At 62.0% G+C, this 19,836-nt stretch carries 19 protein-coding genes; 5 read left to right on the forward strand and 14 right to left on the reverse strand.

All coding sequences use genetic code 11. The features are described 5' to 3' along the window. From IV89_RS00005 to IV89_RS00015, 3 genes are all read left to right on the forward strand, one after another. Nucleotides 1–1,311, forward strand: a complete 1,311-nt coding sequence (locus IV89_RS00005) for an AAA family ATPase (protein WP_107277637.1) — start codon at nt 1–3, stop codon at nt 1,309–1,311. Then, nucleotides 1,308–2,372, forward strand: coding sequence for a ParB N-terminal domain-containing protein (locus IV89_RS00010; RefSeq protein ID WP_037941353.1), 1,065 nt, complete (start codon nt 1,308–1,310; stop codon nt 2,370–2,372). Before IV89_RS00005 ends, IV89_RS00010 begins: the two co-directional genes overlap by 4 nt. Nucleotides 2,373–2,774: 402 nt before the next feature. Beyond that, nucleotides 2,775–3,869 carry a TRAP transporter substrate-binding protein gene (locus IV89_RS00015; RefSeq protein WP_005848780.1) on the forward strand — a complete coding sequence of 365 codons (1,095 nt, stop codon included), beginning with the start codon at nt 2,775–2,777 and terminating at the stop codon, nt 3,867–3,869. A gap of 70 nt (nt 3,870–3,939) precedes the next feature. Here the strand turns inward: IV89_RS00015 and IV89_RS00020 are convergent, their stop codons facing one another. Continuing rightward, nucleotides 3,940–5,331 carry a TRAP transporter large permease subunit gene (locus tag IV89_RS00020; RefSeq protein WP_005848778.1) on the reverse strand — a complete coding sequence of 464 codons (1,392 nt, stop codon included), beginning with the start codon at nt 5,329–5,331 and terminating at the stop codon, nt 3,940–3,942. Continuing rightward, complete coding sequence (locus IV89_RS00025; protein WP_174226630.1) at nt 5,331–5,909, reverse strand: TRAP transporter small permease subunit; 579 nt, start codon at nt 5,907–5,909, stop codon at nt 5,331–5,333. Before IV89_RS00025 ends, IV89_RS00020 begins: the two co-directional genes overlap by 1 nt. Before the next feature lie 229 nt (nt 5,910–6,138). Between IV89_RS00025 and IV89_RS00030 the strand changes: the two genes are divergently transcribed. Further along, nucleotides 6,139–6,822: a YrbL family protein gene (locus tag IV89_RS00030; RefSeq protein ID WP_037941355.1), complete on the forward strand. Its 684-nt coding sequence runs from the start codon at nt 6,139–6,141 to the stop codon at nt 6,820–6,822. Nucleotides 6,823–6,837: 15 nt separating this feature from the next. Here the strand turns inward: IV89_RS00030 and IV89_RS00035 are convergent, their stop codons facing one another. The 10 genes from IV89_RS00035 to IV89_RS00080 all read right to left on the reverse strand — a co-directional run bounded on the left by IV89_RS00035 (nt 6,838) and on the right by IV89_RS00080 (nt 17,829). After that, on the reverse strand, nt 6,838–7,902 hold the full coding sequence (locus IV89_RS00035) for a c-type cytochrome (protein ID WP_037941357.1): 1,065 nt from the start codon (nt 7,900–7,902) through the stop codon (nt 6,838–6,840). A 13-nt stretch (nt 7,903–7,915) separates the two neighbouring features. Further along, nucleotides 7,916–8,500 (reverse strand): cytochrome c oxidase assembly protein, encoded by a 585-nt coding sequence (locus tag IV89_RS00040; RefSeq protein WP_005848771.1) that lies wholly within the window; start codon nt 8,498–8,500, stop codon nt 7,916–7,918. Beyond that, nucleotides 8,497–8,904 (reverse strand): hypothetical protein, encoded by a 408-nt coding sequence (locus IV89_RS00045; protein ID WP_005848768.1) that lies wholly within the window; start codon nt 8,902–8,904, stop codon nt 8,497–8,499. Before IV89_RS00045 ends, IV89_RS00040 begins: the two co-directional genes overlap by 4 nt. Continuing rightward, nucleotides 8,901–11,468, reverse strand: a complete 2,568-nt coding sequence (gene ctaD / locus IV89_RS00050) for a cytochrome c oxidase subunit I (protein WP_037941359.1) — start codon at nt 11,466–11,468, stop codon at nt 8,901–8,903. Before ctaD ends, IV89_RS00045 begins: the two co-directional genes overlap by 4 nt. After that, nucleotides 11,465–12,451, reverse strand: coding sequence for a cytochrome c oxidase subunit II (gene coxB / locus IV89_RS00055; protein ID WP_051843789.1), 987 nt, complete (start codon nt 12,449–12,451; stop codon nt 11,465–11,467). Before coxB ends, ctaD begins: the two co-directional genes overlap by 4 nt. A gap of 11 nt (nt 12,452–12,462) precedes the next feature. After that, nucleotides 12,463–13,863, reverse strand: a complete 1,401-nt coding sequence (locus IV89_RS00060) for an APC family permease (protein ID WP_037941361.1) — start codon at nt 13,861–13,863, stop codon at nt 12,463–12,465. Nucleotides 13,864–13,941: 78 nt separating this feature from the next. Continuing rightward, on the reverse strand, nt 13,942–14,559 hold the full coding sequence (locus IV89_RS00065) for a DedA family protein (protein WP_037941363.1): 618 nt from the start codon (nt 14,557–14,559) through the stop codon (nt 13,942–13,944). Nucleotides 14,560–14,604: 45 nt separating this feature from the next. After that, the gene (locus tag IV89_RS00070; RefSeq protein WP_037941364.1) at nt 14,605–15,351 is read right to left on the reverse strand and encodes a c-type cytochrome; all 747 of its coding nucleotides are present in this window, start codon (nt 15,349–15,351) and stop codon (nt 14,605–14,607) included. 15 nt (nt 15,352–15,366) lie between these two features. Beyond that, the gene (locus tag IV89_RS00075) at nt 15,367–17,148 is read right to left on the reverse strand and encodes a GMC family oxidoreductase (RefSeq protein WP_037941366.1); all 1,782 of its coding nucleotides are present in this window, start codon (nt 17,146–17,148) and stop codon (nt 15,367–15,369) included. A 3-nt stretch (nt 17,149–17,151) separates the two neighbouring features. Continuing rightward, a complete protein-coding gene (locus tag IV89_RS00080; RefSeq protein ID WP_037941367.1) occupies nt 17,152–17,829 on the reverse strand; it encodes a gluconate 2-dehydrogenase subunit 3 family protein in 678 nt (225 codons plus the stop codon). Nucleotides 17,830–18,057: 228 nt separating this feature from the next. Between IV89_RS00080 and IV89_RS00085 the strand changes: the two genes are divergently transcribed. Beyond that, nucleotides 18,058–18,726: a L,D-transpeptidase gene (locus IV89_RS00085; protein WP_037941369.1), complete on the forward strand. Its 669-nt coding sequence runs from the start codon at nt 18,058–18,060 to the stop codon at nt 18,724–18,726. Nucleotides 18,727–18,808: 82 nt separating this feature from the next. Here IV89_RS00085 and IV89_RS00090 read toward each other — a convergent pair whose 3' ends face one another. After that, a complete protein-coding gene (locus tag IV89_RS00090; RefSeq protein ID WP_005848750.1) occupies nt 18,809–19,105 on the reverse strand; it encodes a hypothetical protein in 297 nt (98 codons plus the stop codon). Between the two features lie 113 nt (nt 19,106–19,218). After that, on the reverse strand, nt 19,219–19,710 hold the full coding sequence (locus tag IV89_RS00095) for an MgtC/SapB family protein (protein ID WP_037941371.1): 492 nt from the start codon (nt 19,708–19,710) through the stop codon (nt 19,219–19,221). Nucleotides 19,711–19,836 lie beyond the last annotated feature (126 nt).

Here is a 19,836-nt window from a genome sequence, read left to right on the forward strand (position 1 = left end):
ATGAGAAATCACAACGACCTTCTTAACATGAACGAGCGCAGCTTGGAACAACAGGCCGCCGTGCGCCGCGCCACCTTCTCCCCCGGAGAGATCAAGGCCCTGCGCCCCTTCTCGATCTGGGAGATCAGCCAGTTCATGTTCGACGTCCCCGCCGACACCCTGCGCAAGAAGCTGGCGGACGACCCGACCCTGCCCCAGGGGCTCACCGAAGAGGATGGCCGCCAGCGCTGGTTCAGCCTCGAAGAGATCAACGAGCTGCGCCGCCGTGCCAAATTCCGCGGCCGCAAGCTGCTGCCCGAACGCCCCCGGGGCCGTGCCATGCGCGTGGCCGTGTCGAACTTCAAAGGCGGCGTGGGCAAGACCGTCGTCGCACAACACCTCGCCCATGCCGCCGCCCTTGACGGCTACCGCGTGCTCTGCGTCGACTTCGACCCGCAAGCGACGCTGACCCATTCGATGGGGCTGACCGAGGTCAAGGAAAGCCACACGGTCTGGGGCATCATGTGTCGCGACCTCTGCCGTGAATCCAACCGGATCATGGAAAGCTATGATGACCCGGATGACTGCCCCTACCCCGCCGCGGACGAATTGCCTGAAGACGTGCAATCCATCGGCGCGCAGCGGTTCCAGGAATTCATCCAGCCAACCTGCTGGCCCACGATCGACATCATCCCGTCCTGCGCCAACGCGGCCTTCGTCGAATTTGCCTCGGCCCAATACCGCGCGCTCCACAAGGCATGGAGCTTTTTCGGCTGCGTCGCGCGCTACCTCGATGAACTGCCCGACGATCAATATGACATCATCATTTTCGACTGCCCGCCCGCCATCGGCTATCAGTCCCTAAACGCCGCGTTTGCGGCTGATATCCTCTATATCCCCTCGGGCCCGGGCTACTGGGAATATGACAGTACGACCAGCTATCTGGGCCAGCTTGGCGACGCGATGGCCGATATCTCGGAAGGGTTTGCAAGCCTCGCAGCGGACGCAGGCATTACGCTTCCTAAACAGTTTTCCGACATCCGTTTACTTATGACCCGTTTTGAATCCAACAATCCGCTGCACAGCGCCATGATCGACGCGTTCAAGAACGTCTTCGGTGCCGACGTCTGCGCCCACCCGATTGAAATGACCCGCGCGGTCGAACAGTCGGGCCGGTTCCAGATGTCGGTTTACGAACAGGACTATCGCCAGATGACGCGCGAAACATGGAAACGGGCGCGGCAGAGTTTCGACCGTGCCTATGACGAGTTTTTGCAAACCGTGCTCGAAGCGTGGAAAGAAAACGGAAAACGTAAGGAGAAGGCAGAATGAGCAGTAAAAACAAATTCGGCTTCGCCCCGGTAGAAGCCCCCACATCCGGCAGCCGCCGCAACCGCCAGCCAGGGCCCATGGGCGCCGCCGTGCGGGACGTGGCTGAAAACCTGCAAGAGGCAACCGAAGCCAAAATCGAACAGCGCCGGCGCAACGCCGAAGACGCCAAGACTTTCCGGCAGGCCCAAGGCGAAGGCCGCGTGCTCTACCAGATCGACCTGTCGGAAATCTTCACCGACGATCTGCCGCGCGATCGGCTCGCGCTGGAAGAAGTCGCGCAGTCCGACGAGATGGAGGAGCTTAAATCCTCGATCCGCGAACGGGGGCAGCGCGAACCCGTCGAGGTCTATGTCGGGCCGAACGGGCGCTACCAGCTCAAGAAAGGCTGGCGCCGTTTCACCGCCCTGTCTCAGTTGTTTTCGGAAACCAAAGACGACCGCTTTGGCACGATCACCGCGCGGGTAGAGGTCGGCGAGGATGACCGCATTTCGCGCTATGTGGATATGGTCGAAGAGAACGTCGTGCGCGAAGACTTGTCCTTTGCCGAGATGGCACAGGTGGCGATCACCGCCGCCAAGGACGACGCGGTCGAAGAAATCGACCCGGCAGAGCTGGTGACCCGTCTGTACAGCGCGCTGCACAAGACCAAGCGGTCTTACATCAAAAGCTTCGTCTTCCTTCTCTCTGCTCTGGAAGGGAGCTTGCAGTGGCCCAAGGCCGTGCCGCGCAATCTGGGCGTCGATGTCGCGCGCGCGCTGCGCACACCGGATCAAGCCAGCGTCTTGCAGGAAAAACTCTCCGATGCGTCGACACCGGACGAGCAGAATAAAATCCTCAAGGATTTTCTGACCACTTCGAACGAGCCGACAGAGAAGCCCGCCTCCAAGGCAGAGCCAAAGCAGAAATTTGAATTCTACGTCGGTCAGACCAAGGTCACCGCCCGCCACGGCGAATGCCGTTTGATGAGCGATATCGACTTTGCCACCATGCCCAAGAAGCAATTGGAAGAAGCGGTGCGCGCCTTTGAAGAGGTGCTCAGCAACGGGCCGCGCATCCGGTAAACGGTTACCCATGGGTAACCACTGCCCACCCGGTTACCCATGGGTAACCACCGCGCGTCGGGTTACCCATGGGTAACCGGCAAGGGTAAATGAGAAAGATGGCGGGGAAGGGGGCGCAGAAGCGTCCCCTTTTTTGTGCGTTGAATGGCAAAGAGCGCAATTGCCCCATTTTCCAATAAAACAAGGGGTTTTAGGCGCGAATATAGGCTTAACGCTTTGATTCAAAACAGCTTTGCGGTTGAAAGATGCAGATTTCACCGTGATTCCGCCATATCGGCACTAGAACCCGACGTTGACCCATGGACATCCCCTGAAACGCGGGATTAACGTGCGCCCATAGGGGAGGGCTGGCAGATGTCAGAAAGACCTTATCGACATATTTTTGATCTCGGGAGAAACATCATGGATCGTCGTTCATTTATTCGTGGCGCAGGCGTTGCGGGGGCAGGGGCCGTTGCTTCATCGCTGGCCGCACCCGCCGTCGCCCAAGGCAACATTACCTGGCGCATGGTTACCACCTGGCCGAAAAACTTCCCCGGTCTGGGTGTCGGCGCGCAGCGTCTGGCCGACCGTATCACAGCGGCCTCCGGTGGCCGTCTGACCGTGCAGGTCTACTCCGCTGGTGAGCTGGTGCCGCCGCTGCAATCGCTGGACGCCGTGATCGATGGCTCCGCCGAGATGAGCCACGGTGCGGCCTATTATTGGCAGAACAAGTCGCCCGCGCTGTCCTTCTTTACCGGCGTGCCCTACGGCATGACCACGCCAGAGCTGACAGCCTGGATGCGCTATATGGGCGGTCAGGAAATCTGGGACGAGATCTATGACCAGTTCGGCGTTCAGGGCTTCCTGTCGGGCAACACCGGCACGCAGACAGGCGGTTGGTTCCGCGACGAACTGACCAGCCTTGACGATGTCAAAGGCGTGCGCTTCCGGACCCCCGGCCTTGGTGGTCGCGTATGGGAGAAACTGGGCGCGACGGTCACCAACATGGCCGCGGGCGAGATCTTTCAGGCGCTGCAATCGGGCACGCTGGACGCGGCCGAATTCGTCGGCCCCTACAACGATCTGGCGCTCGGCTTCCATCAGGTTGCCAAGAATTACTACATGCCGTCCTTCGTTGAATCCGGCCTCGCGACCGAGCTTGTCGTCGACAAGAAGAAGTACCAGGAACTGCCCGAAGACCTGCAGGCGATCATTCGTGATGTGAGCCAAGCGGAATACGATCAGGTTGCGGCGGACTTCTATGCCAACGATCCACGCGCGCTGAAAACGCTGGTGGAAGAGCACGGCGTGACCGTCCGCAACTTCCCCGACGACATCATGGAAGCCGGTGCCAAAGCCTCGGTCGAGGTGGTCGAGGAACTGCGCAGCAGCGACGACCCGCTGGTCAAGAAAACCGCAGACAGCTTTGTCGAAGCGCTGAACCTTGTCCGCACCCGGACAGAGAAGATCGACAGCCCCTACATTCAGGCGCGTCAGAGCTTCCTGAAATACTAAGATCCGCCCGTCGGATACAGAAAAGGCCCGGTGTTTCCACCGGGCCTTTTTTCGTGCTGGGGCAGGGGCTTTAGCCTGCGATCAGTTTCGGCAACCAGGTCACGATCTGCGGGAACATGAACAGGATCGCAATCGCCACTACCTGCAGCATCACGAAGGGCAGGATGCCCTTGTAGATCGCGCTGGTGGGCAGGTCCGCCGGGGCGACGCCGCGCAGGTAGAACAGCGCAAAGCCGAAGGGCGGGGTCAGGAAGGACGTTTGCAGGTTCACCCCCACAAGCACCCCCAGCCAGATCGGATCGACATCCAGCATCAGCAGCACCGGTGCAGTGATCGGGATCACGATAAAGATGATCTCGAAGGTGTCGAGGATGAAGCCCAGGAAGAACATGATGATCATCACCACCGCCACCGCAGCGAGCGTCCCGCCCGGCAGATTGCTGAGGAATTCATGCACCAGATTGTCGCCGCCCATCATGCGGAATACGACCGAAAAGACCGAGGCCCCGAGCAGGATCACAAAGACCATGCTGGTGATTGTTGCCGTCGATACCATCGTTTCCTTAAGCACGCCAAAGGACAGACGCCAGCGCAATGCGGCGAGGATCATGGCCCCGACGGCACCGACGGATGCGGCCTCTGTCGGGGTGGCGATGCCGCCCAGAATAGACCCTAACACGGCCAAAATCAGCGCCAAAGGCGGGACAAGCGCCACAAAGACCTCGCGCAGCAGCTTTGATTTCTCATCCGCTGGAACGGGGGTGGCAGGGCAGGACTTAGGGTCTGTTGCGGCTTTGAACAGCACATACCCGAGGTAGAGCGATACGAGCAGCAGCCCGGGCAGCAGGGCCCCGGCAAAAAGATCCCCGACAGAAACAGGCGTGGGGGCAAAGTTGCCCTTGGCCATCTGCACCTGCGAGTTGATGCCCGACAGCATATCGCCCATGAAAATCAACACGGTAGAGGGGGGGATGATCTGGCCCAAAGTGCCGCTGGCGCAGATCACGCCGGTGGCCAGTTTCGGGTCATAGCCCGCCCGTAGCATCGCGGGCAGCGAGATCAGCCCCATCGTCACTACGGTCGCGCCCACCACACCGGTAGAGGCCGCGAGCATGGCCCCGACCAGCACCACAGAGATCCCGAGCCCACCGCGCATATTGCCGAACATCTTGCCCATGGTGAGCAACAGTTGTTCCGCGATCTGGCTGCGTTCCAGCATCACGCCCATGAAGATGAACAGCGGCACGGCGACGAGCACTTCGTTCGTCATAAAGCCGATATATCGGTTGGGCAAAGACCCGAAGTTGGACGGGTCGAACACGCCCAAAGCCATGCCTACACCGCAGAATAGTAACGAAGTGCCGGCAAGGGTGAAGGCTACGGGGAAGCCCAGAAGCAGAAAGCCGATGACCCCAAAGAACATCAGCGCGGCGAGCATCTCGCCAATCATGATCGGGTCCATCAGGCGGCTCCCTCGGTGGTGGCGGGTTTGATGGCGTCCGGGCTGTATTGCATCGCGGCGGGCACAAGATCAGCCCTGCCGCCAAGCACCAGAATGGACCGGATTGCCATGGCAATGCCTTGCGCCGCAATCAGGGCTGCAAAGACGATGATAAAGGTTTTGAGAATATAAAGCCCCGGCATCCCGCCCACATTGGCAGAGCCTTCGTGATAGCCCCATGCGCGCTGCACGAAGGGCATCGAATAGATGTAGACGATCCATGTGAAGGGCAGCAGAAAGACGAACACCCCGATCAGGTCGGTGATGGCGCGGGTGCGCAGTTTGGCGGGACGGTAAAAGATGTCGACGCGCACGTGATCGTCGCGCAGTAGGGCAAAGCCTGCCACCGCGGTGAACATCGCCCCGTTCAGCCAGATATAGAGATCCTGCATCCAGACGTAGCTGGTGGCAAAGAGGTATCTTTGTACCACTACGGTAAAGCAGACGACGACAATGGCCAGCGCGAGCCAGGAAAAGACTTTTCCGATAATCAGATTAACAGCGCAGATGAGGGATGCTACTCCAGCGAGAAAACGCACATTCCACCCTTTTCTATGGTTTCTATCGTTCTTAACGCATGTCAATCAAAGTGCCGCAGGGGAATGTCAAGCGGGGTCTCAGCATTTCGCTGTGCGAAATATTGCGCATCCGCGGCGTTCGACCGCCCTTTTTAAGATAATTTTTGACAGTGTTCGCAACTTTAGGTTACGCATGCGCTGTGACACGCTCTGCTTAGTAAGTACCAACAGTTAAAGATAAATAGTGTAGATGACACAGTCAGCCGAATTGCTTCAGATGGAAACCGGTACGTTGCTTAAACAAGAGCAGGGCCGGGCGGTCTTTGCTGTGAAAGCGCCCGATGATCTTGTTGTGAAAGTACCGATGAAAGCGCTGCGGGCGGCGGACACGGGGCGGGTCAGACCGTTTCTTTACAAACATTTCCCGACGACGCGACACCGCATGCTGTTGCGCCAGTTGACCCATGACATCGAAGTGCGGATTCGCAGCCATGACGCGGGTATTGCGTCGCCGATTGCATTCACCAACGGGGTGATGCGGACGGATATGGGGCTGGGGCTGTTGATGCAGCGGGTCGGGCCGGAAGGCGGCGGTCTGGGGATGACGCTGGACGAATTCGTCGCGCGGGATCTGCTGGATACGGCAGCGCTGAAGGCGTTGAACGATTTCTCGCGCGCGGTCTTTGCGCTTGGGGTGGTGGCCCCGGGGTTGAACTCCCGCAGCATCGTCTGGGGACAGCAGGAGGGTAAGTGGCAACCGCTGATCGTGGACGGGTTTGGCGACCCGAATGTGATCAAGCTGCGCAGCTGGGTGCCCTATCTGCGGCACCGCGCCCTGCACCGCGGGATGGAGCGGACGGCCCGCGATGTCGGGCTGCATTGGTCGCGGCGCAAAAAGATGTTTCTGCGCAACGATTACGACGCGCTCGACTAGGGTTACCCTTTTTGCCTACTCCGCCGGAAGCTGGGAATAATACAGCGCCAGCGCGTCGATCTCGGCATCTGACAGATTGCGGGCGGCTTTTTCCATCAGCTCTTTGCGGGGGCCGCCGCCGCGTGTGCCCTCGCGCCAAAGCTTCAGCTGCTGCGCCAGATAGGGGCGGGGCTGGCCGCTGATGCGCGGGAAGCCGGGTTTGGTCTGGTCCAGACCGGGGCCGTGGCAGGACGCGCAAGACGGCGCGTCGATATTGCCGATGGCGGCGACGCCGGCCCCTTGCTCCATCAGATCAAGCTCTGCCGGGGGCAGGGGGGCTGTCGGGGTCGGGCCATCGGGCGCGGATGCGGCATAGTGGCGGATCACGCGGGTCAGGTCATCGGGGGGAAGCTGCGTTGCCGCATGGGCCATAAAGCCGCTGTCCCGCGCGCCGGTGCGATAGGCGGTGATCGCGTCCTGCATGTACCCTTCATCGAGGATATCGAGGCGGGGGATATGGCCGTTGCCTTTGCTGTCGCCCGTCGCGCCGTGGCAGGACGCGCAATAGGTCAGCGCGGTGTCGTCGGACGGTGCGTCTGACGCCAGCAGCGCGTCAAAGCCCGCGCCCTCCATCTCGCGGACATGGGTGAGAAAGGCGACCATGGCCCAGATCTCGTCCTCGCGGTTTTCGGCGGGCCAGTAGGGCATGCCGCTCATCTTGACGCCGTCTTTGACGATGGTGAACAGATGTTGCGGCTGCCAGTCAGCGACGGCGTCGGTGATATGGGGCGGTTCGGGCGACATGGCGTCGGCGGTGGCGGAATGGATCCGGTCTGGGGCGGCGTGGCAGAAGCTGCAGGCGCTGTCGAAATGCCCCGCGCCGAGGGCGACGAGATCGGGGTCGGACAGGTCGGGCACCTGTTCGGCGTCAGGGGCGCGGAGTTTGACCGACTGGCGATAGGCGGTGTGCAGCACCCAGGACACGCCCGGAATATGGCCCGCGCGGGCAGAGACGTTGAACAGCCCCAGCCCCACGATGGTCACCGCGCCGACAGCCCCCAGCAGGGCCAGAACGATCAGGGTTTTGATCACGGTTCTCATTGCGTTTGCTCCGTTACGTTTGGGGTGCGGGGTCGGTGCTGCGCAGGTCACGGCCCACCAGCCACAATCCGGCGATCAGATAGACCGGTGTGCCGATGCCCAGCATCAGCAGCCCGCCCAGTTGTTGCCCGCCAAGGTCGGCGGCGCGGCCGCAAATCTCGGCAAAGACATCGCGGGGGGCGAGGATCAGCAGCGCCCCCAGTAGGGTCATATGCATCGAGGTCAGCAGCAGCGATCCGGCCCCTGCCAGCCCGTTGTGCGCGCGCAGGGCGCTGACCCAGACCAGCAGTCCGACGATCAGGAAACTTCCCTGTTCCAGCGCAAAGCCCGCGGGTAGCAGATAGGCCATCCCGTGCAGCTGCGGCAGGTGCCATGCCCAGACCACCATGAATTCAAGCACCGTCGCGATCAGCGGAGAGATCATCAGCCAGCGCAGCCGGTCCCCCAGTCCGAAGGCGAGCAGCGGTGCGACCACGGCGACCAGCCCCATATGGCGCAGCATATGGACGGGGAAGGCGGCGCCGGTCAGCCGTTCCAGCGGCACCAGCCAGAGCAGGCCAAGCAGGGCAAACCCCAGATATGTCGCGGCGCGGGTCATGCGCAGCTGGCGATCAGCAGCACGGGGAGCGAGACATAGATCACCCCGACCGCCGAGATCAGCGACAGCAGGAAGGCCGCGTGGCCCATGAACTGGTGGCGGTCCTCGTTGTTGCCCGCGTCGTTTTCCCATTCGCGGTCACGCACCACATCCCATTGCCGCCACGCGCCCCAGCCCAGCCAGACGATCGCCGCCAGAACGCCTATGGTCAGCAGCCCGATGCCAAGGCGCAGGGTGGTAAGGTAATCCACGCCGAGGATGTGATCGGCGCAGAATACGGTTGTGGCACCGTAGCAGATCACGAAATGCAGCGCCCAAAGCGTGGGGCTGAGGGCGAGCCGCCAGAGGCTGTCTTGTTCCTCGTGGAATTCCTCTTGCTCTTCTTCGGTGGAGATCTGGTTCATGCCAGCAACCTTGGGGCCACGCCCAGAATAAAGCCGGTGACCAATGCGGTCAGCACCATGAAGTGCCAAAACAGCGTCACGTTGCACAGATCGGCGTCATATTGCGGGGTCACCTTGCCAAAGATCGACCCTGCCAGCGCGTAAAGCTGCATGATGACCCCCAGCACGGAATGCGCCACCAGCCAGACCATCAGCGCCCACATGGTCGCGGGGTAGACATGGGTTGTGGGCTCAAGGTCGAGGACCGACAGGATGATCAGCCCCGCCCCGCCCACGGTGCAGGTCGCCGCCAGTGCCAATGCGATGCGTGCCAGCGTGATATGGCTGCGTTTATTGACCTCGCGCGCGAGCACGGTCGCGGCCCATGAGACGACAAACAGCGTAACCCCGAGCGCGACGGCGGCGCCCGTGGCGTGGTCCGCTCCGATGGTGATAAAGTCCGGGCGCGCGGTCCAGTAGAAGAAGAACCCGAAGACGAGGCTGGCGAAGGCGGTGCTGTCGCCCAGCATCGTGATCCAGACCGCCCACCATCCGACAGAGGTCGGCCCCGAGGCGTAGGTCGGCAGGCTGAGGCCAAGACCCACGTCCTTGCGTTCTTGATCCGGCACCTGTGCCGTGCTGGTCCAGAGCCAGTAGAGCACGCAGACAATGGCGAAGGCGCCGCAGACGATGGCGGGTTCGTAGATGTGGAAGGTGGGGAAGATGAACGCACCGCCGGTAAAGAACGCGGCGAGCATGGTGATCCACGCGGGGCCGGTGACGCGCTGTACCATCAGCGGTTTCGCGTCGATGACCGAGGTGATCAGCGTCTCGCGTTTGCCCTCGGGGGCGTCGGGCAGATAGTAGCGGCCCGCGTCCATACGCTCGACCAGTTTGGGCTGGTCCCACAGGGGGTAGCGCGAGGTGATATAGGGCACCGAACGGTTGCCCCATGCTTCTTCGGGCACATCATGGGCCCATTCCAGCGTGCCGCCGCCCCAAGGGTTGCGCTTGATCTGGCCTTGGTACGCTTTGGGGCGCAGCAGATCGTAGACGAAGACGGCAAAGCCTGCGGCGGTGATATAGGCCCCGACGGTGGACATCATATTGAGCCAGTCCCAGCCCGCGCTGCCCGGATAGGTGAAAATCCGGCGCGGCATCCCCTTGAGCCCCGTCAGATGCATCGGCAGGAAGGTGACGTTGAAGCCCACAAAGATCAGCCAGAAGGCCCAACGGCCAAGGGTTTCGGACAGTAGCTTTTTGCGGAAGAAGGGGAAGAAATAATAGACCCCCGCCATGACCGGAAAGACCATGCCGCCAAACAGCGTGTAATGCAGGTGGGCCACGACGAAGTAGCTGTCATGGGCCTGCCAGTTGAAGGGCACGATGGCCAGCATCACCCCTGTCAGACCGCCCGCCACAAAGATCGCCAGCGCCCCCGCGATCCAGAGCATTGGCAGGGTCATCTTGACCCGTCCCACCATCAGCGTCGCGACAAAGGCGAAAAGCTGGATGCCGGTGGGGATCACCACGGCCTCGGACGCGGCAGAGAAGAACCCCAGACTGATCTGGGGCAGGCCGGTGGTGAACATGTGATGCACCCACAGCCCGAAGGACAAGAACCCGGTGCCGACCGCGCTGAGCACGATCCACGAATAGCCCACGATGGGCGTGCGTGCGACGGTGGGCACGATCATCGCGGCGATCGCGATGGAGGGCAGGAAGATGATGTAGACCTCTGGATGGCCGAAAATCCAGAACAGATGCTGCCAGAGCATCGGGTCGCCGCCCCGAACGGGATCGAAGAACGGCCAATCGAAGGAGCGTTCGAGTTCGAACAGGAAATCCCCCGCAATCAGCGGCGGGAAGGCGAAGAGGATCATGCCGCCCACGACCATCACATACCACGCGTAAAGCGGCATGATGTTGACGCGCATCCCCGGCGGGCGACATTTGAGCGCGCCGACAATCAGCTCGACCGCCGCGGCGATGGAGGCGACCTCGATAAACGAGAGGCCCAGAAGCCAGATATCGGGGCCGATGCCTTCTTCCTTCGTGGCGAGCGGGGGGTACATGAACCAGCCCGCCTTGGGGCCGGAATCGAACAGGATGGACCCGAAGACAAAGATGCCGCCGATCAGGAAACACCAGTAGCCATAGGCGCTGAGCCGCGGGAACGGCATGTCGCGCGCCCCCAGCATCCCGGGCAGCAGCAGGATCGAGATTGCCTCGAACATGGGCACGGCAAAGAGGAACATCATCGCCGAGCCGTGCATGGTGAAGAACTGGTTATAGCGGTCGGCGTCGAGGAAATCATTCTCGGGCACGGCAAGCTGGGTGCGCATGAGCACCGCCAGAATACCGGCGCAGAGCATGAAAAAGAACGCGGTCATCGTGTACCAGATGCCGACCTCGGTGTTGTTCACCGCTGACCAGTAGCGCCAGCCTTGCGGCGTTATCCAAGCTGCACGCAGGCGTTTTTTCTGCGCCTCTTGAACATCCTGCGGGACGGGTTCGGCGAGCATATCCTCGGTCGGGGGGTAGGTGCCTTCGGGTTGCAGCACATCGGGGTATCTGCGGGTCATTCCAGCCCCCCCAGATAGGCGGCCAGCGCCGCGAGGTCGTCGTCGGACAGGAAGTCATAGGTGGGCATATTGACCTCGGGTTTGATCGTGTCGGTGTGGCCGATCCATGTGGCGATGGCCTGCGCGTTCAGGGGCAGGGTGCCCGCGGCAAGCGAGTGGCGATTTGCCAGATGGGTCAGGTCGGGGCCGGTCTTGCCGATGGCTTTGGTGCCACGAATGGTGTGGCAAGCGCCGCAGCCTTCCTCAAGGAACAGGGTCGCGCCGGCTTGGGCCAGCGCGCCTTGGGGTGGCTTGGCATCGCGCGCCTCTGCGCTCAGCCATTGGTCGAATTCATCGGGGGGCATCACCACGGTTTCAAAGGCCATCAACGCATGGGAGGCGCCGCAGAATTCGGCGCATTGGCCACGGTAGATGCCGGGATCGGTGGGCGCGAGGGTCATGCGGGTTTCACGCCCCGGGAACATATCGGTTTTGCCGCCAAGGGCCGGCACCCAGAAGGAGTGGATCACCCGATGGGCGTTCAGCACTAGCTCGGTCCGGGCACCGGCGGGCAGGCGGAGTTCATTCGCCGAGACGATTGTTCTGGTCTCCCCTTGCTGTTGGTATTCGACGCGCCACCACCATTGTTCGGCGGTGACCCGCACGACCAGCCCGTCCCCTTCGGCGCGGGTCGGTCCCATCAGCGGCAGGGAATACATCAGCAGCCCCCCCAGCAGGACCACGGGAAAGAGGATGCCCCCGCCGACGATCAGCATCTCGGCGGTGCGGCGGCGCATGGCACCGGGGTTGATGCGTGTGACATAGACGAACAGCAGCGCGACAAGCCCCCACAGGATCACCGCGCCGACCAGCATCACCCAAAAGAGGTTCAGCACATCCGACGCGTCCTGACCGGCGGGGGCCAGCACGGATTGACGCCCCTCGCAGCCTGCCAGAAGCAGGGCGGCCGGGGCGATTACACAGATGCGCCAAGGGTGTTGCAAGGGGGCTCCTTTCACTCTGACAATTTGTCCATGTCCGAGGCAAGCGGGTCTTGCCCCTTTGATTTCATGTAGAACACGGTCGCGCCCCAGAGCACCACACCCAAGCCGATCAGCACCGCGGCGATGAGGTATTGCACGCTGTCGCGCCCCGTCCACGGGCCGACGAAAAAGGCGCAAGATATCGCGCCGATATAGGGCAGGCCGAGGGGGCTGGTGAAATGGTCGTGGTCCACCGTATCGCTGCGCAGCACCAGCACGGCGATATTGACCAGCGTGAACACCGCAAGCAGCAGCAGCGCCGTGGTGCCCCCCAGATCAGGCACCGTGCCGACAAAGGTGATCAGCGCGATCGCCAGCCCGGTGGTAAAGACGATGGCCGTATAGGGCGTGCGCCGCTTGGGCAGCACCTTGCCCAGAATGGAGGGCAGGACTTTTTCCTGCGCCATCCCGTACAGCAGGCGGCTGGCCATCAGCATGTTGATCAGCGCGGAGTTTGCCACGGCGCACATGGTGATGATGCCGAAGACGCTGAGCGGGAACCAGGGCGCGCCGGCTTCGACGACCTTGAGCAGGGGGGTGGCCCCTTCGCCCAAGGCCTTTGCGTCGACAAGGGCAATGGCGGTGATCGACACCAGCAGATAGATCACGCCGGTGATCAGCAGCCCGCCGAGCAGGACTTTGGGAAAGATGCGCGAGGGGTTCTTGGCTTCTTCGGCCATGTTCACGGAATCCTCGAAGCCGACCATCGCAAAGAAGGCCAGCGTGGTCGCGGCGATCACGGGCCAGAACAGCCCCTGCTCTCCGGCGCTGCTGAAATCGAACGCGCGCCCGAAATCGCCTTGCCCGCCCATGAGCGCGGCGGCCCCGATCATGATGATGATCAGCAGGCCGGTCAGTTCGATGCAGGTGAGCACCACATTTGCCTTCACGCTTTCGCCGACGCCGCGCAGGTTGATCAGCCCCAGCAGCACCATAAAGCCGATGCTGATGGCAGTGATCAGGAAGGCCCCGTCGCCCAGACCGAAACTTTTCCCGAAATTCTCGGCAAAAGCCTGCGAGGCGGTAGAGGCCGAGGTGATCCCGCTGGACATCACAGCGAAAGCCACAAGGAAGGTGAGGAAATGCACGCCAAAGGCCTTTTGCGTATAAAGCGCGGCACCGGCGGCCTTGGGGTATTTGGTGACAAGTTCAAGGTAGCTGCAAGCGGTCACGGTGGCCAAGACAAAGGCCACGAGGAACGGCAGCCAGACGATGCCGCCGACCTTTGCCGCGACTTCGCCTGTGAGCGCGTAGATCCCTGTGCCCAAGACATCGCCCACCACGAACAGCAGCAGCAAGCCGGGCCCCATCACGCGTTTGAGTTCGGTTTTCTCGCCGTCTTGATCCGGCGTTGTTGAAACATCCTTGGTCATGGGACACTCCCTTCCCCCCCTTGCCGGGGGCGTGGCCCCGACATCACAGCCGTCACCAGTTCACGCCCGTAGCGACGGCTAGCCCGTGGCGTCTTGTGCGCTGCCGCCTTTCTTGCGGATCACGCGGTAGATGTAGGTCAGCACCAAGGCGCCGATGACAACGTTGGACACGGGGTTCATGTAGTCCGCGACCAGATCGTATTGCGACCCGAGCGCGTAGCCGAGCCCGGTCAGCAATGTGTTCCAGATCACCGTGCCCGCCAGCGAGAAAGCCAGAAACGGCAGGTGATGCATCGGCGTCAGCCCCGCGGGCACCGAGATCAATGTGCGGATCGCGGGCACCATGCGCCCCATGAGCACGGCCAGATTGCCGTGGCGGTCGAACCAGTCCGACGCGCGGTCAAGATCCTCGGGGGACATGGTGAGCCAGCGGCCATGCTTTTCCAGAAGGTGCCGCACGCGGTCGTGCCCGATCTTGCGCGCGATGATGTAGTAGAGGTAGGTGCCCGCCAGCGACCCGATGCTGCCCGCGATCACCACGCCGACAAAGTTCATCTGGTCCTGATAGGCCAGAAACCCCGCCAGCGGCATGATCAGCTCGGACGGGATGGGTGGAAAGACGTTTTCCGCGAACATCAAAAACGCGACGCCCAGATAGCCTGCGGCATCCAGCAGGCCGGTGATCCAGTCAAACATGGGGCCTCCTGTTCTGTTGCGTTGCGGGGGAGGGGGCGTTGAGGGTCATTGAGGGTCTTTCGTCGTCAGCGGGTTGGCCACACGCTCGTAGTATTCACTGATGGCGCGCATATCCTCGGCGGTCATTTTGCGGGCGATGGCGGACATCATGCCGCCAAAGTCATTGTCCCGCTGGCCGCGTTTCCAGCGGTCCAGTTGCAGCACCATGTAGTTGGCGTATTGACCGGCAAGATAGGGCACCGAGGGCGGGTTGCCCGTGCCATCGGGGCCGTGGCAGTTGGTGCAGGCGGGCAGGCCCTTGTCGGGCGATCCGGCCCGCGCGATGGCGGCCCCTTTCTGGATATCTTGCACCGAGACCTGCCCGCGCGCCACCCGCAGCGGCGCGGCGAGAGAGGCGTAATAGGCGCTGACCGCGGCGCGGTCGTCTTGAGAGAGGGATTGCGCGACGGGCGTCATCAGGTCGTCGGGCCGCGCGTCGCTGGCATAGTCATCCAGCTGCTTGTCAAGGTACCACGCCGGTTGTCCGGTAAGCCGTGGGAAGCTGCCCGACCCGTCCCCCTGACCGTCGACGCTGTGGCAGGTCACGCAGGATTGCACACCGCCCGCGCCTTGCAGGGCGATGGCCTGCCCCCGTGCCAGCGTGTCGGCGTCGGGCGGCGTATCGACCGTCATGTTGAACAGATCGCGCGCCGTACCATAGGGCTGATCCGCAGGGATCGCCTGCGCGGTGGCCAGCGCGGGCAAAAAGGCTGCGAGGGCGAGGCAGAGCAGGGGGCGGTGAGGGATTTTCATGGCGGCTCCTCTGCTTCAGGCGTCCATCAGCGGGCGCGGGTTGGCGATATAGTCGTTCTTCATGTGATCGAGCGTCCAATAGGCGACGCCCATCAGCGGCCCCGTGGGGTTGTAGCCAAGGTTCTGCGGAAACAGCCCTGCGCCAAAGACAAAGACGTTGTGATGATCCCACATCTGGCCAAAGCGGTTCACGACGCTGGTGGTCGGGTCCGTGCCCATCACCGTGCCGCCGGTGTTATGGGTGGTCTGATAGGGCACGATGGAATAGTCACTGCCCTCTGCCGCGCGGTTGCTGGCGGAGGTGGATGTCACGTTCTCCATAGTGCGCGCGATCTCATGCGCCTTGCCCATCACATAGTCGGCCATGCGCCGGTCGTTTTCGGGGAAGTTGAAGGTCATCCGCAGCAGCGGGCGGCCATAGGCGTCTTTCCAAGTGGGATCGAGGTCAAGGTAGTTATCGGGCGTCGCCATGGATGACCCGTGGACGGTCAGGCTGGCGTGGTGCAGGTAATTCTCGCGCACGGCACGTTTCCAGTCGGCGCCCCATGCGGGCGTGCCTTCGGGCGTGGGCTGGTAGTTGATCGGGCGGCCATTGGTCTGCGTGCAGGCGATATAGCCGCCGCCCAGAAACCCCAGATCGCTGTGGTCAAAGTTGTCACCGTTGAAGTCGTCGATCACCGTGCCAAGCGCCCCCGCCCCCATAAAGGGGTTGGTCACCACCTGATCATCGAAAAATACGTTCACGCCTGCCATCGTCTGATAGGCATAGTTCCGGCCCACGGTGCCCGTGCGGGTTTTCGGGTCGTAGGGTTTGCCCAGACCGGAGACCAGCATCAGATGCACGTTCCACAGGCCATAGGCGTTCATGCAGACGATGTCGGCGGGCTGGAACACCTCTTCGCCCGCGTCGGTCAGATAGGTGACGCCGGTGGCGGTCTTGCCGTCCTCTGACTTCTCGACCCGCAGGACCTGCGCCTGATAGCGGATCTCGAAGTTCTCGTGGGATTTGATCTGGTCATAGACGCAGATGATCGGGTCGGCCTTGGCGTAGTAGCCGCAGCCGAAGCGTTCGCAAAAGCCGCAATAGGTGCAGGGATGCAGCTTGGCGCCGTAGGGGTTGGTGTATTCCTTGGTGGCGTTGGCGGCGGGCAGGGGGAAGGGGTGGTAGCCGAGCTTTTGCGCCGCCTCTCCGAATTTGGTGGGGCCGATGGGCTGGCGCATGGGTGGGTTGGGATAATCGGCGCTGCGCGGCCCTTCGAAGGGGTTGCCGCCTTCACGCGGGCCGTCTGCCATCTGGCCTGCTGTACCGGAGGTGCCGCAGATTTTCTCGTAGAAATCGAAATGGGGTTCAAGCTCGTCATAGGTAACGCCCCAATCCTGCACATTCAGATCATCGGGAATGAAGTCGGCACCATAGCGGTTTTCGTAATGGGTGCGCATTTCGAGGTCGGAGGGCAGGGGCCGCCAAAGCTGGCCGTTCCAGTGGATACCCGCGCCGCCAAGCCCGACACCGGGCAGGAACGACCCGAGCCTGCGCATCGGCAACGCCTGTTGGCTGGCGTTGTTGCGGAAAGTCAGAGTCTCTTTGCGGGTGTTGATCATATGCGCGTGGTGCACCGCATATTTCAGTTCGTCATGTTCCTTGGGAGCGGCGAAATCATCGGCGTCGTGGCGGTAGGATCCGCGTTCCAGCACCACACAGCGTTTGCCAGCATGGGCAAGTTCATATGCAGCTGTCAGACCCGTCCAACCGGCCCCGATGATGACCACATCTGTTTTCGCCAGCCGCCGTGCCATGATCTACCTTTCCCAGTTGAAGTCGCTTGTGCCCGGTTGATGCCCGATGCCCATGGGGGGCTGCCGGTAGGGGCGATTGTGGGCGTCAACCGTATCGGTGAAATATCCGAAGGCCCCGGGGAAGCCGACCATCTGCCAACCGGCATAGCCCTTGTTGCCGCCATAGATCGGGTCGGCAAAATAGCCCTGGTTCGTCAGGGCGTGGAGTTCGGTAAAGAATGTTCTGGCCCCGACACGACCGGCGAGCGCGGGCCTATCCTCGGACAGGTCGGTCATCAGCTGGTCGAGCGCGGATTGCGGTTGCCCTTCAAGCGGGCCGATGACGGTCTGCATCGCCGCCAGCCCCTCGCGCCAGAGCTCGGCGGGGCGTAGGGGAGATTGGTAGCCTTGCTCGGGCGTGCCTTGGGGGTGGGGCCCGTCCATATACAGGTGTTCCCCGCGCCCATATCCGCCCGCAAGTTGCAGGTCGATGAAATCGACCACGCCAGCCTGACTGGCCGAGGGGAAATCATCCTGCGGGATCAGCGTGTCACAGAGCAGTGCGAGGCTTCGGGCCTCGGAATCGGTCAGGAAGGTGAACGGGGTGCCATCGAGAGCGGCAAAGGCATGGCGCGGCAGGGACGCAAGGCCGACTGCGGCACCGAAGCCGAATAGAACTGATCGTCTGGAATACGTTGGCATACGAAACCCAAATGATTGGTCATTTGTCTAAATAACGCCCGCGTGAACGAGTTGTTCCGCAGTTTTGCAAAAAATTTTGGCGAAACTAGTCGTGGCGTTTCTGCCGGGGGCGGTCTAGTTTGCGCGGGCCGAAACAAACTCACACAGCCATGTGACTGGTTCTTGGGAACAGGGTCGCGCTATTGGGGGTTACATCGTCAAGCACTAACTAAATAGGAGCGTGCACGCATGCTGACCAAACGCCATTTTATCACCAGCTCCGCTGCCGCGTTGTTTTCTGCCCCTCTGGCCCCCAGTCTCGCCGCCGCGGCGACAACAGACAAGTCGATGTGGGACGCATGGGATGCGCAGGTAACGCCTGCGGGCTACGATCCTGCAACGACGAACCCTTGGGGCGTCGCGCCCCGCTTTCTGCCCCGACTGGTCGAGGCGAACCCCGGTCTGACGCCGGGCGATATCCACGTCGATGCGGTCGCGCGGTATCTGTATCACATTCAGGACAATGGCACCGCCATGCGCTATGGCGTGGCGATCGCGCGGGGTGACCTGTACGAGCCCGGCACCTATACGATCAAGCGCAAGGCGAAATGGCCAACTTGGACGCCGACGCAGAACATGATCCGCCGCGATCCAGAGCTTTATGAACAACACGCCGATGGGATGGACGCAGGCCCGCAGAACCCCTTGGGATCGCGTGCGCTGTATCTTTTCGTCGGTAACCGCGACACCTATCTGCGCATCCACGGGTCGCCTAACCCGCAATCGATCGGCGGACGTGCAAGCTCTGGCTGCGTGCGGATGATCATGGCGCATATCAACGATCTGTACGAGAACGTGAACACCGGATCGCGCGCGGTCCTGTACCCGCCTGAAGAGCTGGTGACGGCTGCGACCTAAGTCCCGACCTTTGCAGATATGAAAAGGCCGCCCGAAGCGAGATGCTTCGGGCGGCCTTTTTACGTCAAGACGAGGGGCGCGATTAGCCCGCCGCAGCTGCCGCGATCGTTTGGGTGCAGATCGGACGGCCATTGTCGGCGCGCAGGGGCAGGAAGGTTGTTTCGACCGGCCCGCGGTAGCGATAGACGTAGCATCCGTTGCTGGGGTCGATCTTAACCGCGGTCAGATCCTGGTTCTTGGCAGCCACCAGGCGCACCCCTTCGGGCAGTTCCTTGAAGAACCCGTCGTCCGTTGTCATCTTGTCAGTGGTGGTCTGTACATCCGCACAAGCAGCCAGCGCCAATACGGCACAGCCTGCAATCCAAACCCGAACGCTCATCGTGATATTCCTCATATGAATTTGCTATGCAGCTAGGGTATTTCGCCGAGGTTGTAAAACAAGGGCGCGTGTTTCTGGGTCACAAACTGTTGCATTGCTGCCGATGGCCGCGGCTAGTCGTGCTCTTCATAGGTGCCTGCGCGTTTTTCAAGCTTGCGCACCAGCGCGATGATGATCAGCGCGAGGATCACGGTCATGCCTGCAATCGTCCATTCGCCCAAGCCGCAAGCCACGCCAACGGCGGCGGCGACCCACATGCTGGCCCCCGTGGTCAGGCCGCGCACCTTGCCTTGGGAAAAGACGATCAGCCCCGCGGCAAGGAAAGCGACGCCGCTGGTCACCGCCTCGATGATACGCAGGGGGTCCATCCGGATGGTATCGCCGAATTCGGCGCTGCGGGCGAGCAGGGCGAGGGTCAGCAGACAGTAGATGCACGACGCGAGGCCGATCAGCATATGCGTGCGCAGACCCGCGGGCCGTTTGGAGGTTTCGCGTTCAAGCCCGATCAGACCGCAGAATACCACCGTCGCAAGGGTGCGAGCCACAACGACCGACAGGGGCAGGCTGGGGGCGAGGGAGAATTCGTTCAGCAGATCTTCCCACATCAGCGTGTCTCCTGCGCGCAAGACGGGTGCGGGAGAGGCGGGCAGGGGGCGGAACTGGGCATGGGGGCAATCCGGTATCTTGAAAGCTATTGGTCTGGATGTAGGGCGGTGACAGTAAAAGACCGC

The sequence above is a fragment of the Sulfitobacter sp. CB2047 genome, assembly GCF_000735125.2.
Classification (GTDB): Bacteria; Pseudomonadota; Alphaproteobacteria; order Rhodobacterales; family Rhodobacteraceae; genus Sulfitobacter; species Sulfitobacter pontiacus.

Excerpts from the sequence above, each read along its gene's own strand:
- IV89_RS00020 (WP_005848778.1), bottom strand. The coding sequence starts at position 5,331 with ATGGACCCGATCATGATTGGCGAGATGCTCGCCGCGCTGATGTTCTTT.
- IV89_RS00045 (WP_005848768.1), bottom strand. The coding sequence starts at position 8,904 with ATGAACCAGATCTCCACCGAAGAAGAGCAAGAGGAATTCCACGAGGAA.
- ctaD (WP_037941359.1), bottom strand. The coding sequence starts at position 11,468 with ATGACCCGCAGATACCCCGATGTGCTGCAACCCGAAGGCACCTACCCC.
- IV89_RS00065 (WP_037941363.1), bottom strand. The coding sequence starts at position 14,559 with ATGTTTGACTGGATCACCGGCCTGCTGGATGCCGCAGGCTATCTGGGC.
- IV89_RS00035 (WP_037941357.1), bottom strand. The coding sequence starts at position 7,902 with ATGAGAACCGTGATCAAAACCCTGATCGTTCTGGCCCTGCTGGGGGCT.
- IV89_RS00075 (WP_037941366.1), bottom strand. The coding sequence starts at position 17,148 with ATGGCACGGCGGCTGGCGAAAACAGATGTGGTCATCATCGGGGCCGGT.
- IV89_RS00010 (WP_037941353.1), top strand. The coding sequence starts at position 1,308 with ATGAGCAGTAAAAACAAATTCGGCTTCGCCCCGGTAGAAGCCCCCACA.
- IV89_RS00060 (WP_037941361.1), bottom strand. The coding sequence starts at position 13,863 with ATGACCAAGGATGTTTCAACAACGCCGGATCAAGACGGCGAGAAAACC.
- IV89_RS00095 (WP_037941371.1), bottom strand. The coding sequence starts at position 19,710 with ATGTGGGAAGATCTGCTGAACGAATTCTCCCTCGCCCCCAGCCTGCCC.
- IV89_RS00085 (WP_037941369.1), top strand. The coding sequence starts at position 18,058 with ATGCTGACCAAACGCCATTTTATCACCAGCTCCGCTGCCGCGTTGTTT.
- IV89_RS00070 (WP_037941364.1), bottom strand. The coding sequence starts at position 15,351 with ATGAAAATCCCTCACCGCCCCCTGCTCTGCCTCGCCCTCGCAGCCTTT.
- IV89_RS00030 (WP_037941355.1), top strand. The coding sequence starts at position 6,139 with ATGACACAGTCAGCCGAATTGCTTCAGATGGAAACCGGTACGTTGCTT.
- IV89_RS00005 (WP_107277637.1), top strand. The coding sequence starts at position 1 with ATGAGAAATCACAACGACCTTCTTAACATGAACGAGCGCAGCTTGGAA.
- IV89_RS00040 (WP_005848771.1), bottom strand. The coding sequence starts at position 8,500 with ATGACCCGCGCCGCGACATATCTGGGGTTTGCCCTGCTTGGCCTGCTC.
- IV89_RS00080 (WP_037941367.1), bottom strand. The coding sequence starts at position 17,829 with ATGCCAACGTATTCCAGACGATCAGTTCTATTCGGCTTCGGTGCCGCA.
- IV89_RS00090 (WP_005848750.1), bottom strand. The coding sequence starts at position 19,105 with ATGAGCGTTCGGGTTTGGATTGCAGGCTGTGCCGTATTGGCGCTGGCT.
- IV89_RS00015 (WP_005848780.1), top strand. The coding sequence starts at position 2,775 with ATGGATCGTCGTTCATTTATTCGTGGCGCAGGCGTTGCGGGGGCAGGG.